At 70.2% G+C, this 12,401-nt stretch carries 9 protein-coding genes and 2 riboswitches; of the genes, 7 read left to right on the forward strand and 2 right to left on the reverse strand.

The window, feature by feature from the left end; translation table 11 throughout:
- Positions 1 to 148 precede the first annotated feature (148 nt).
- Positions 149 to 247, forward strand: a riboswitch (glycine riboswitch).
- A gap of 4 nt (positions 248 to 251) precedes the next feature.
- Positions 252 to 336, forward strand: a riboswitch (glycine riboswitch).
- A gap of 55 nt (positions 337 to 391) precedes the next feature.
- The 5 genes from gcvP to E6A26_RS00375 all read left to right on the forward strand — a co-directional run bounded on the left by gcvP (position 392) and on the right by E6A26_RS00375 (position 7,974).
- A complete protein-coding gene (gene gcvP / locus E6A26_RS00355) occupies positions 392 to 3,304 on the forward strand; it encodes an aminomethyl-transferring glycine dehydrogenase (RefSeq protein WP_136609206.1) in 2,913 nt (970 codons plus the stop codon).
- Between the two features lie 29 nt (positions 3,305 to 3,333).
- Complete coding sequence (gcvT, locus tag E6A26_RS00360; RefSeq protein ID WP_136609207.1) at positions 3,334 to 4,521, forward strand: glycine cleavage system aminomethyltransferase GcvT; 1,188 nt, start codon at positions 3,334 to 3,336, stop codon at positions 4,519 to 4,521.
- Positions 4,522 to 4,647: 126 nt separating this feature from the next.
- A complete protein-coding gene (gene gcvH / locus E6A26_RS00365; protein ID WP_136609208.1) occupies positions 4,648 to 5,028 on the forward strand; it encodes a glycine cleavage system protein GcvH in 381 nt (126 codons plus the stop codon).
- Positions 5,025 to 6,362 carry a serine hydroxymethyltransferase gene (glyA, locus tag E6A26_RS00370; RefSeq protein WP_136609209.1) on the forward strand — a complete coding sequence of 446 codons (1,338 nt, stop codon included), beginning with the start codon at positions 5,025 to 5,027 and terminating at the stop codon, positions 6,360 to 6,362. Before gcvH ends, glyA begins: the two co-directional genes overlap by 4 nt.
- Before the next feature lie 184 nt (positions 6,363 to 6,546).
- Positions 6,547 to 7,974: an L-serine ammonia-lyase gene (locus E6A26_RS00375; RefSeq protein WP_136609210.1), complete on the forward strand. Its 1,428-nt coding sequence runs from the start codon at positions 6,547 to 6,549 to the stop codon at positions 7,972 to 7,974.
- 42 nt (positions 7,975 to 8,016) lie between these two features.
- Here the strand turns inward: E6A26_RS00375 and E6A26_RS00380 are convergent, their stop codons facing one another.
- Entirely contained in the window at positions 8,017 to 8,577 is a 561-nt protein-coding gene (locus tag E6A26_RS00380; RefSeq protein WP_136609211.1) for a type 1 glutamine amidotransferase domain-containing protein, read from the reverse strand.
- Between the two features lie 98 nt (positions 8,578 to 8,675).
- Here E6A26_RS00380 and E6A26_RS00385 point away from each other — a divergent pair, with 98 nt between their 5' ends.
- Together E6A26_RS00385 and E6A26_RS00390 are read left to right on the forward strand one after the other, a co-directional pair.
- Positions 8,676 to 9,755, forward strand: a complete 1,080-nt coding sequence (locus tag E6A26_RS00385) for a lipid II:glycine glycyltransferase FemX (RefSeq protein WP_136609212.1) — start codon at positions 8,676 to 8,678, stop codon at positions 9,753 to 9,755.
- Positions 9,756 to 9,826: 71 nt separating this feature from the next.
- Positions 9,827 to 11,497: a threonine/serine exporter family protein gene (locus E6A26_RS00390; RefSeq protein ID WP_136609213.1), complete on the forward strand. Its 1,671-nt coding sequence runs from the start codon at positions 9,827 to 9,829 to the stop codon at positions 11,495 to 11,497.
- A gap of 42 nt (positions 11,498 to 11,539) precedes the next feature.
- Here the strand turns inward: E6A26_RS00390 and E6A26_RS00395 are convergent, their stop codons facing one another.
- Positions 11,540 to 12,385: a siderophore-interacting protein gene (locus E6A26_RS00395; RefSeq protein ID WP_136609214.1), complete on the reverse strand. Its 846-nt coding sequence runs from the start codon at positions 12,383 to 12,385 to the stop codon at positions 11,540 to 11,542.
- Between the last annotated feature and the right edge of the window lie 16 nt (positions 12,386 to 12,401).

The raw sequence follows: 12,401 nt of genomic DNA on the forward strand, positions 1-12,401 counted from the left end.
GAGCCTAAGCTAACTTGAATTAGGATGCAAAAGTGTTGCGTATTCACACTCGGAGCGCGGTGGAACTCCCGTTTGCCCTGTGACCCCCGGCATAGCAGAATTGGCCTGTGCGGCACCACACCGTGCCCACAACAACTGAACAAGCCTCTGATCTGCGGCGGGAGAGTCCTGCGAGCATGAGCAAGCAGGCGCCGTAGGAGCAACACCTCCCCAGGAATCTCTCAGGCACCTGTACCGCTGCGGCAAGGCGCCTCTGGAAAGCAGCCCTCACGGGCTCACCGACGGTGCAAGCCGGCCCCTGACGGGCCGGCGGAATCTCTCAGGTTCGATACAGAGCGGGGAGGAACGAGTCCATGCCGCTCCCGCGCGGCCTGAGTGATGGAGTTCCCCCGTGACGGACCACGCAGTTCCCGCAGCCTTCGTTGATCGGCACATCGGTGCCCGTCGCGACGAAGACATCAAGCACATGCTGAACGCGATTGGCTACGACAGCGCCGACGCCCTCGCCGCGAGCGCGGTGCCGGACAGCATCAAGCAGGACGCGCCGCTCACCCTCTCCGCCGCCCTGAGCGAGACGGAGGCCCTCTCGGCCCTGCGCGTCCTCGCGGCCAAGAACAAGCCTCGCGTCCAAATGATCGGCCAGGGCTACTACGACACCGTGACCCCCGCCGTCATCCGGCGCAACATCGTCGAGAACCCGGCCTGGTACACGGCCTACACGCCGTACCAGCCGGAGATCTCGCAGGGCCGCCTCGAGGCGCTCCTGAACTTCCAGACGGCGGTCGAAGACCTCACGGGCCTGGCGATCGCGAACGCGTCGCTCCTCGACGAGGCGACGGCCGTCATGGAGGCCGTGCTCCTCATGCGCCGGGCGAACAAGGACAAGAACGCGGGTCCCGGGAAGACGGTTCTGGACTCCGAGCTGTTCCCGCAGTCCATCGCGATCGTGGTGGGCCGGGCCCGCGCGCTCGGCTTCGAGGTCGAGGTCGCGGACCTGTCCAAGGGCCTGCCGGAGGGGCCGATCAACGGCGTCGTCATCCAGCAGCCCGGCGTATCGGGCCTCGTCGCGGACGCGAGCGGGCTCATCGCCGCGGCGAAGGAGCGCGGTGCGATGGTCACGGTCGCCGCGGACCTCCTCGCGCTCACCCTCATCAAGTCCCCCGGGGAGCAGGGCGCGGACATCGCGGTCGGCAGCGCCCAGCGCTTCGGCGTCCCCCTCTTCTACGGCGGCCCGCACGCGGCCTTCATGTCCGTGCACAAGGGCCTCGAACGCCAGCTCCCGGGGCGCCTCGTGGGCGTCTCCAAGGACGACGCCGGCCGCCCCGCCTACCGCTTGGCGCTCCAGACCCGCGAGCAGCACATCCGGCGCGAGAAGGCGACCTCGAACATCTGCACGGCCCAGGCGCTCCTCGCGATCGTCGCGTCGATGTACGCCGTCTACCACGGCCCGGAAGGCCTCAAGGCCATCGCCGAGCGCGCTCACGGCCACGCTCGCACGCTCGCCGCGGCGCTCGAGTCGGCGGGAATCGAGGTGGCGCACCGCAGCTTCTTCGACACCGTCACCGCCCGCGTCCCGCGCCGCGCGGCGTCGCTCGTGGCCGCGGCGGAGGCCAAGGGCATCAACCTCCGCCTCGTTGACGCGGACACGGTGGGGATCTCCTGCGACGAGACGACGACGGCGGACGTCGTCGCCACGATCGCCGGCGTCTTCGGCGCGGGCCCCGCGGGCGACGCAGCGGACGTCCCGACAGGCGAGCGCTTTGGGCTCGAGCCTGCCGTCCACCGGACGAGCCTCTACCTCCAGCACCCCGTCTTCCACGCGCACCGCTCCGAGACCCAGATGATGCGCTACCTGCGCCGCCTCTCGGACCGCGACCTCGCGCTGGACCGCACCATGATCCCGCTTGGCTCGTGCACCATGAAGCTCAACGCCGCCGTCGAGATGGAGGCCATCACGTGGCCCGAGTTCGCTGGCATCCACCCGTTCGCGCCGGACACGCAGACCGAGGGCTGGCGCGAGCTCATCGCCGACCTCGAGCAGGATCTGGCGACCATCACGGGCTACGACCAGGTCTCGATCCAGCCGAACGCGGGCTCGCAGGGCGAACTCGCGGGCCTCCTCGCGATCCGCGGCTACCACCACTCGCGCGGCGAGAGCCAGCGCGACGTGTGCCTCATCCCTGCCTCGGCCCACGGCACGAACGCGGCCTCGGCGGTCCTCGCCGGCATGAAGGTGGTGGTCGTTGCGACCGCTTCGGACGGCACGATCGACCACGCCGACCTCGCCGCCAAGATCGAGGCGAACGCCGGCCGCATCGCGGCGATCATGATCACCTACCCGTCCACGCACGGCGTGTACGACGCCGACGTCCGCGAGGTCTGCGACGCGGTTCACGCCGCGGGCGGGCAGGTGTACATCGACGGCGCGAACATGAACGCGCTCGTGGGCCTCGCCCAGCCGGGCAAGTTCGGCGGCGACGTCTCCCACCTCAACCTGCACAAGACGTTCTGCATCCCGCACGGCGGCGGCGGCCCGGGCGTGGGCCCGGTCGCGGCCCGCGCGCACCTCGCGCCCTTCATGCCGGGCGACGCGGCGACGTGGACGGGCCACACGGACGACGGCGGCGAGGACCCCGCGCTGCCAGTGTCCGCCTCCCGCTTCGGTTCCGCGGGCGTCCTGCCGATCTCGTGGGCGTACGTGAAGCTCATGGGCGGGGACGGCCTCACCGAGGCCACGAAGTCGGCGCTCCTCGCGGCGAACTACATCGCGAAGCGCCTCGACCCCCACTTCCCGGTCCTCTACACGGGCGAGGGCGGCCTCGTGGCGCACGAGTGCATCCTCGACCTGCGCGAGCTCACGGCCAAGACCGGCGTCACGGCCGAGGACGTCGCGAAGCGCCTCATCGACTTCGGCTTCCACGCGCCGACGCTCGCGTTCCCGGTTGCGGGCACGCTCATGGTCGAACCCACCGAGTCGGAGGACCTCGGCGAGATCGAGCGGTTCATCGACGCGATGATCGCCATCCGCGCCGAGATCGACCAGGTGGCCCACGGCGACTTCGCGGTCGCCGACTCGCCCCTGCGCCGCGCCCCGCACACCGCGGCCGCGCTCGTCAGCAGCAAGTGGGAGCGCCCGTACACGCGCGAGCAGGGAGCGTTCCCAGGGAAGACCGCGAGCCAGGACAAGTACTTCGCCCCGGTGGGTCGCATCGACGGGGCTGCGGGCGACCGCAACCTCGTGTGCGCGTGCCCTCCCCTCGAAGCCTTCGAGGAAAGCACAGCGGCAATCGAGGACGCGCACTGAGCGCGGCGACGACAGAAACGGAGACTGGGATGACCACTGACACCACAGCCGCGCCCGACACCGCGCCCAACTCGGAGAAGCGCACCGCGCTCTACGCCCAGCACCAGGCGCTCGGTGCGACCTTCACCGACTTCGGCGGCTGGCAGATGCCGCTCAAGTACGGCTCGGAGCTCGCCGAGCACCGCGCGGTCCGCGAGGCCGCGGGCCTCTTCGACCTTTCGCATATGGGCGAGATCTGGGTCGCCGGCCCCGGCGCGGGGGCGTTCCTCGACTACGCGCTCGTGGGCAAGCTCTCGGCGATCGCGGTCGGCAAGGCCAAGTACTCGCTCATCTGCGCCGAGGACGGCGGCATCATCGACGATCTGATCGTCTACCGCGTCGCCGAGGAGGACTACCTCGTGGTCCCCAACGCGGGCAACGCGCCGACAGTCGCGGCCGAGTTCGAGGCGCGGCTCGCCGCGTTCGCCGCAGCCCGCGGAGCCGAGGCGGGCGTGACGCTCCGCGACGCGAGCGCCGAGACGTCGCTCATCGCGGTGCAGGGCCCGAACGCGCAGGACATCCTGCTCGCGATCGTCCCCGCTGAGCATGCCGACGCCGTGACCGGCCTCAAGTACTACTCCGCGATCGAGCTCGAGGCTGCCGGGGTTCCGGTGCTTCTAGCACGCACGGGCTACACGGGCGAGGACGGCTTCGAGCTGTTCGTCGCGAACGGCCGAGCCGCCGAACTCTGGGCCGCCGTGCGCGCCGCGGGGGAGGGCCGCGGGCTAGTGCCGTGCGGCCTCGCCTCCCGCGACAGCCTTCGCCTCGAGGCCGGCATGCCGCTCTACGGCAACGAGCTCTCGCGGGACGTCACGCCGTTCGAGGCGGGCCTGGGTGGCGTCGTCGCCCTCAAGACCAAGGAGGGCGACTTCGTGGGCCGCTCTGCGCTGCAGGCAAAGAAGGACGACGGCGCCGGCACCACGAGCGGCAGGCGCCTCGTGGGCCTTCGCGGCCTCGGGCGGCGAGCGGCTCGCTCGCACTATCAGGTGCTCAAGGACGGCCAGGCCATCGGCGAGGTGACCTCGGGCCAGCCGAGCCCGACGCTCGGCTATCCGGTCGCGCTCGCCTACGTCGCCGTCGAACTTTCGGAAGTCGGCACGCAGCTCGATGTCGACCTCCGCGGCAAGACCGAGCCGTTCGAGGTAGTAGCACTCCCGTTCTACAAGCGCGAGAAGTAGTCAACTTCTTACCCGCCCCGCCACCCACACCCCGCCACCCATACCCCGCCATCCACACCCCGCCACCCACACCCGAGCCCGCGGCGCCGATGCCGCGGGAGCCGTTGAGCCTAGGAGAAGAACCACATGAGCAGAGTCCAGACCGGCCTTCGCTATTCGGAGGAGCACGAGTGGCTCGACGTCGAGCAGAGCCCCGCGAAGGTCGGGGTCTCCGCCGTCGCCGCTGACGCGCTCGGCGACGTCGTCTACCTCGACCTCCCGGAGGTCGGCAGCGAGGTGACCGCCGGAACGACGTGCGGCGAGATCGAGTCCACGAAGAGCGTCTCCGACCTGTACTCGCCCGTGACCGGGACGATCGTCGAGGTCAACCAGGAGGCGATCGACAACCCCGCGCTCGTCAACGAGGACCCGTACGGAGCCGGCTGGCTCTTCGCGGTCGAGGTCTCGGCCGAGGGCCCGCTGCTCTCGGCCGAGGAGTACGCGTCGAAGAACGGCGGCGAACTGTGAGCACGGCCCAGCAGGAATCGCAGGTCCAGCAGAGCCAGTTCGAGCAGATCAAGTCGGCGTCCCTCGACGCGGACATCGCCGAGCTCGACCCCGAGATCGCCGCGTCGATCGACGCCGAGCTCGCGCGCCAGCGCGGCGGCCTCGAGATGATCGCGTCTGAGAACCACACGGCGTTCGCGGTCATGCAGGCCCAGGGCTCCGTGCTGACGAACAAGTACGCCGAGGGCTACCCGGGCCGCCGGTACTACGGCGGCTGCGAGCACGTGGACGTCATCGAGCGGCTCGCGATCGAGCGCGTCAAGGCCCTCTTCGGCGCCGAGTTCGCGAACGTGCAGCCCCACTCGGGCGCGCAGGCGAACGCCTCCGTGATGCACGCCCTGCTCAAGCCGGGCGAGACGATCATGGGCCTCAACCTCGCCCACGGCGGCCACCTCACGCACGGCATGAAGATCAACTTCTCCGGCAAGCTCTACAACGTCATCCCGTACCAGGTCCGCGAGGACGACCACCGGATCGACATGGCCGAGGTCGAGCGGCTCGCCCTCGAGCACCGGCCGCAGCTCATCGTCGCGGGCTGGTCCGCGTACGCCCGCGAGCTCGACTTCGCCGAGTTCCGCCGGATCGCCGACGAGGTCGGCGCGTATCTCATGGTGGACATGGCCCACTTCGCGGGCCTCGTCGCCGCTGGTCTGCACGCGAGCCCGGTCCCGCACGCCCACGTCACGACGTCGACCACGCACAAGACCCTCGCGGGCCCGCGCGGCGGCATCATCCTGACCAATGACGCTGACATCGCCAAGAAGATCAACTCCGCGGTGTTCCCGGGCCAGCAGGGCGGGCCGCTCGAGCACGTCATCGCGGGCAAGGCCGTCGCGTTCAAGGTCGCGGCCTCGGCCGAGTTCCGCGAGCGGATGGAGCGCGTCCTCGCGGGCGCGAAGATCATCGCGGAGCGACTCACCGCAGAGGACGTCAAGGCCAAGGGCATCGGCGTGGTCTCAGGCGGCACGGACGTGCACCTTGTGCTCGTGGACCTTCGCGACGCCGAGCTCGACGGGCAGCAGGCCGAGGATCGGCTCGCCGCGATCGACATCACGGTGAACCGCAACGCCGTCCCGTTCGACCCGCGCCCGCCGATGGTCACCTCGGGCCTGCGGATCGGCACGCCCGCGCTCGCGACGCGCGGCTTCGGCGAGGCGGCGTTCCGCGAGGTCGCGGACGTCATTGCCTCGGCACTCATCGCGGGTCCGGACGAGGACGTGGCTCCGCTCAAGGCCCGCGTCGACGCCCTCGCCGCGGCCCACCCGCTGTACCCCGGCGTCGCGAACCTCGCCTGACCGGCGCGGGTTGCGGGGTCCCGTCCGGCGGGTTGCGGGGTCCCGTCCGGCCGGTTGCGGGGTCCCGTCCGGCCGGTTGCGGGGTCCCGTCCGGCGGGTTGCGGGGTCCCGTCCTCACTTGGACCCCGCATCCCCGCAAGGTCCGCGCAGCGGAACGATAATTGACTCAGGAAGGAATCCCGGCATGGCCGTCGGCGTCTTCGAGCTGTTCTCAGTGGGCATCGGCCCCTCGAGCTCCCACACCGTGGGCCCCATGCGGGCCGGCGCGGTGTTCGCCCGCGAGCTGCACGAGCGCGGCCTTCTCGAGGAGGTCGCGAGCCTTCGCGTGGACCTCTACGGCTCGCTCGCCGCGACGGGCCGAGGGCACGGGACGTTCACAGCCGTGCTCCTTGGCCTCGAGGGCTTCGAGCCGGAGGAGATCCTGCCCGAGCAGGTCGAGGAGCGCCTCGGGGCCATCGCCGAGACCGGCCAGCTCAACCTCGCGGGAGGCCGAGAGCTCGAGTACGGCGTGGAGGACATGGTCCTTCACCCCCTCACCGTCCTGCCGCGGCACACGAACGGGATGCGGTTCCGCGTCTACGGCGCGAGCGCGCCGGAGGGCGAGACGGCCGACGGCGGCGGCCCAGTCCTGCACGACGCCACCTTCTTCTCGGTGGGAGGCGGCTTCATTGTCCGGGAGGGCGAGGAGGCGGCGGCCCAGAAGGAGCTCGACGAGTCCAAGAAGGAGCTTCCGCTCCCGTTCCGCACGGCCGCCGAGCTGTTGGGCCGCTGCGCCTCGAAGGGCCTCTCGATCAGCGACATCATGCTCGTCAACGAGAGGGCCTCGCGCACGGAGGAGGAGATCCGCGAGGGGCTCCTCCACATCTGGCGGGTCATGGAGGCGTGCGTCGAATCCAGCCTGAAGCGGGAGGGGCTCCTGCCCGGGGGACTCAAGGTCCGCCGTCGTGCGCCCGACTGGCACGAGCGGCTCCTCAAGGAGGACAAGGACCGCGACCCGATCTACTGGCAGGAATGGGTCAACCTCATCGCGCTCGCCGTCAACGAGGAGAACGCGTCGGGCGGCCGCGTCGTCACCGCGCCGACGAACGGCGCCGCCGGGATCATTCCCGCGGTCCTCTACTACGCGCTCAACTACGCCCCCGGGATGGACAACGCGACTCAAGCCGACAAGGACGACGTTGTGGTCCGCTTCCTCCTCGCCGCAGGCGCCGTGGGCGTGCTCTACAAGGAGCAGGCCTCGATTTCCGGCGCGGAGGTGGGCTGCCAGGGCGAGGTGGGGTCGGCGTCGTCCATGGCCGCCGCGGGGCTCGCCGAGGTCATGGGCGGCACCCCGGCCCAGGTCGAGAACGCCGCCGAGATCGCGATGGAGCACAACCTCGGCCTCACGTGCGATCCGATCGGCGGCCTCGTGCAGGTGCCGTGCATCGAGCGCAATGCGATCGCCGCGGCGAAGGCCATCAACGCCGCGAAGATGGCGCTCTGGGGGGACGGCACCCACCGGGTCTCGCTCGACGAGGTCATCGTGACCATGCGCGAAACCGGCAAGGACATGAGCAGCAAGTACAAGGAGACCGCGATGGGCGGCCTCGCCGTCAACGTCGTGGAGTGCTAGGCGAGCACGGACGACGGCGCGCGGCCGCCGCCTGCCACGGCGTCACCGCCGCGCATGGATGCCCTCGGAGATCTCCTCGAGCATCTTCTCGCAGAACGCCGGGAGGTCATCGGGGTTGCGCGACGTGGTGAGGCCACGGTCGGTGACGACCTCGCGGTCCACCCAGTCGGCGCCCGCATTCCGGAGGTCGGTCGAAAGCGACGGGTAGGAGGTCATCTCGCGGCCCGCCACGATCCCCGCCTCGATGAGGATCCACGGCCCGTGGCAGATAGCCGCGATGGGCTTCCGGGCGTCCGCGAAGGACCGAACCAAGGCCACCGCGAGCGATTCGAGCCGCATCCGGTCCGCGTTCACGGTCCCGCCCGGCAGCACGAGCGCGTCGAAGTCCTCGGCCCTCGCCTCGGAGAGCGGGAGGTCGACGGGGAAGGAATCCCCGTGCTCCCAGTCGTGCTGCATCGCGGTGATTCGGTCGTCCGTGGGGGAGACGAGGACGGGGTGCCCGCCAGCCTCCTGGACCGCCCGCCAAGGCTCCGTCAGCTCCACCTGCTCGACTCCGCTGGTCAGGAGGAACGCCACTCTCTTTCCGCTGATGTCATTAGCCATACCCGGTCCCTACCCAGCTGGGAGGTCGTAAACCGTCCGCCGTGCGGCGATTAGACTGTTTTTCGGCCCCGAGACCTCGACGAAGGGATGCAGCCCCCTTGAGCAGCTTTACCGCGCGTTTCGCGACCCCGGATGAGATCGAGAGCTGGGACGAGCACGTCACGGCCAATCCGAACGGCGGAAATCTGCTCCAGTCGGCGGCGTTCGCCGCCGTCAAGCAGAACTTCGGCTGGGACGTCCGCTACCTCGTCCTCGAGAGTGGCGGGACTTCGAGCTACAACCTCGTGCTCGAGAAGTCGTTCCCCGTGCTCGGCCGCCTGTGGTACCTCATCAAGGGCCCGGATGTCGCGTCGGTCCAGGACGTTCCGCCTGCGCTCGAGGCCATCAAGGAGTTCGCGGCGAGCGAGCGCCTGCGGGTCTTCGCGATCAAGATCGAGCCGGACATCGTGGACTCCGAGGAAGCCCGTGCGGTCCTTGCCGGTGCGGGCCTCGTGAAGTCGTTCAACCTTCAGCCGAACGATTCGACGGCACTGCTCGACATCAGCCCTGAGCCGAATCAGCTCCTGCGCAACCTCCATTCGCGGGGCCGCAACGCCGTGCGCCGCGCGGAGCGCGAGGGCGTCCGCGTCGAGGTGGCCGAGCCGACGCTCGAGAACTACCGGACCATGCACGCGCTCATGACCGGCACGCTCACCACGAAGTCCCGCAACGGCGCCCAGGTCCGCAGCTTCGAGTACTACCGGCAGTTCTGGACCGAGTTCACGTCGCGGGGGCAGGGCCGCCTGTACTTCGTCTACGAGAACGGGCGCCCCTCAGTCGGCGCGTTCGTGATCAACTACGGCCGCAAGGGCACGTACAAGGACGGCGGCTCCCTCCAGAAGCGGACGCAGTACGGAGATTCGCATCTGGTCCAGTGGACCGCGATCCAGGACGTCAAGGCACTCGGGTGCACCGAATACGATTTCTGCGGTACCCCGCCCGCGGCCCAGCTCAAGGACTCCTCGCACCCCTTCCACGGGCTCGGCCTCTTCAAGACCTCCTTCTCGAAGACGGTCACCGACTTCGTGGGCGTGTGGGACTACGTGATTGACTCGACCCGTTACAGGGCGTGGAACACGGCGGGCGAGCGTGTAGCGCGTCAGCTCTACACGCGCCGCACGGGCCAGCAGTTTTACTGAGTTGTTGTTTTACTGACCCGCGAGGCGGGGGAAAGTAGTCAGGCGTGGGAGTCGACAGGCGCGCCGGAAACATGGCCGACGAACGTAAGCCGGACGGGGCGGTGACACCGCCGAGCGTCCAAGAACAGACGACGCCGGGCGGGGCACCCAGCTTCCCCGGGCCGATCACGCCGGGCGGGCGCGCGCCGTCGGACGCTGCGGAGCTGACGACGGCGGATGGGTCGCCCAGCCTGCCGGACCAACCCGCAGCGTCCGGGCCCCTCCACACGCTGCCGCTTCCCGTGGGGCAGTTCGGCGAGACGCCGCTCACGAAGCCCATCCCGCCCGCCCAGGTGCGGACCAACGCCGCGGCCGTGCGCGTGCTGCGGCGGCTCATCTCGGGCGAGAACCCTCCGACGGCGCCGCTCACCATCGTGGACCGGCTGGCCGGCAGCCCGTACGCAAACCCGCGGATCCAAGTGAGCCAAGTCGACGAGTCGGCCCGCCGCACGCTCGACTTCACGCTCCTCCTTGCCGAGACGATGTTCCGGTACGGCGCGGGCGCCCTCGAGGTCGAGGCCTCGATGATCGCGGTGACGGCAGCCCTCGGGCTCCAGCACGTCGAGGTGGACATCACGAACCAGTCGATCGCCATCAACTACTCGCCGCGAGATCAGACGCCCATCACCCTCCTGCGCGTGGTGCGTTCGTGGACGAGCAACTACGCCGGGCTCTCGCTCGTGCACCAGCTCGTGAGCGAGATCGCCGCGGGAGGCGTTGGACGCGACGAGGCGATGCGGCGTCTCCAGGCCATCACGCGCCGCGCGAAGCCGTTCCCCAAGTGGGCCGTGACGGCCGCGTACTCGCTGTTCGCCGCGCTGTTCGTCGGCGTGCTCGGGGGCGGTCCCATGGCGTCGCTCGTGGCCTTCGTAAGCAACCTCGGCGTCTCGCTCGTGAGCCGCGCGATGGGCCGGATGCGCGTCCCGGACTTCTTCGCCACGCTCGCAAGTGCCTTCCTCGTGACCCTTTTCGCGCTGCTCATGTTCTGGGCCAAGGTCACGATCTCCCCGGCGATCGTCGTGGTGGGCGGGATCCTGCTGCTCCTGCCGACGTCACGGCTCGTCTCCGCGACGCAGGACGCCATCAACGGCTTTCCGGTGACCGCCGCGGGCCGGTATCTCTCAGCGTTCCTGACGTTCGCGGCGCTCGTCGCGGGCATCGCGGTCGCGTTCCTCGTCGGGCAGCTGTTGGGCGTGTCCCGGATCGACGTCACGGAGACGTTCCCGCCCGCCTATCCGTATTGGGTCCAGGTGCTGCTCATCGCGACGTCGGTCATGGCCATCGCGGTGACGGAGCAGACGTCCAGGCGCCTCGTGCTGCCCACGGCCTTCGTGGGCCTCGTCGGCTACCTCGCGCTCACGGGCGCCCAGGCCCTCGGCGTCGGCGACCGCATCGCGCCGGCCGCGAGCGCCGTCGTCATCGGTTTCCTCGCGCGGATCATTGCGCTGCGGATGGGGGCACCGCAGCTCGTGGTCGCGGTGCCCGCGGCGCTCATCCTGCTGCCCGGTCTCACGATCTTCCGGTCGATGTACGTCGCGACGCTCGATTCGACGCAGACGGCCGCCGGCGCGGGCGGGATGCTCGCGGCCATGGCGATCATCCTCGGGGCGGCCGCCGGCGTGGTGCTCGGGGATCACCTCGCGCGGCCGTTCACGCGCAGCGCGGGCGGGGTGGAGCGCCGCCGCCGGACGGTCCGCCGCTAGCCACCCCAGCCGGTTGCTGGCGGGGACAGGCCCGAACGAGGGTCAGATCTGGCCGACCGGGAGCTTCTTCTCGGCCTGGAACTGGTCCTCGGCGCGTCCGTGGGCCCAGTAGCCCGAGAGCGAGAGCTGCTTGCGCGGCAGGTCCCGCTGCTTGAAGACCGCGCGGAGCTCCTTCATCGCGCCCCGCTCGCCGTGTGCAAAGACGCTCGGGCTGCCGGCGGGCCACTCCGCCTCGGCGATGGCCTCGGCCAGAACGAGCGTCTCGCCGGCGCGCTCGCCGTCCCGCGAGAGCCACCGGATGTCGATTCCCTCGGGCGCCGTGAGCTCGGGCGCGTCAGCGGCCGAGCCGATCTCAAGGAACGCGACCCCCTTCGCGTCCTCTGGCAGCGCCTCGAGGGCGGCCGCGATCGCGGGCAGCGCCGACTCGTCGCCGGCAAAGAGGTGCCACTTGGCCTTCGGATCGGGGGAGTAGCCTCCACCGGGACCCGTCGCCACGAGACGGTCGCCCTGCTTGGCCGCCGCGGCCCACGGCCCGGCGATGCCCTCGTCGCCGTGCACCACGAAGTCGATCGCGAGCTCGCGCGCCGCGGCGTCGAATGAGCGAACCGTATACGTGCGGCTCACGGGCCACTGCTCGCGCGGGAGCGACTCCTTGAGCGCGCCCAGATCCACGGGACCCTCGGGCCACGCCCCGCCCGGCAGGGCGTTGGGGAAGGCGATCTTGACGTACTTGTCGGTGAATCCGTTGTCCTCGAACGCGTCGAAACCCGGACCGCCGGCCACGACGCGCACGAGGTGCGGCGTGAGCCATTCAGTCCGCGAGACGACGAGATCAAGCGTCGGGCGGGGCCTTTTGGCAGGTGCCGCGGTCGTGGTGGCTGAAGTCATGCGGTCCAGCCTAACC

The organism is Sinomonas albida (genome assembly GCF_004919045.1).
GTDB lineage: Bacteria > Actinomycetota > Actinomycetes > Actinomycetales > Micrococcaceae > Sinomonas > Sinomonas albida.

Bases quoted from the DNA above. Each gene is read 5' to 3' on its own strand.
- gcvT (WP_136609207.1), top strand. From the start codon at position 3,334: ATGACCACTGACACCACAGCCGCGCCCGACACCGCGCCCAACTCGGAG.
- gcvH (WP_136609208.1), top strand. From the start codon at position 4,648: ATGAGCAGAGTCCAGACCGGCCTTCGCTATTCGGAGGAGCACGAGTGG.
- E6A26_RS00375 (WP_136609210.1), top strand. From the start codon at position 6,547: ATGGCCGTCGGCGTCTTCGAGCTGTTCTCAGTGGGCATCGGCCCCTCG.
- E6A26_RS00380 (WP_136609211.1), bottom strand. From the start codon at position 8,577: ATGGCTAATGACATCAGCGGAAAGAGAGTGGCGTTCCTCCTGACCAGC.
- E6A26_RS00390 (WP_136609213.1), top strand. From the start codon at position 9,827: ATGGCCGACGAACGTAAGCCGGACGGGGCGGTGACACCGCCGAGCGTC.
- E6A26_RS00395 (WP_136609214.1), bottom strand. From the start codon at position 12,385: ATGACTTCAGCCACCACGACCGCGGCACCTGCCAAAAGGCCCCGCCCG.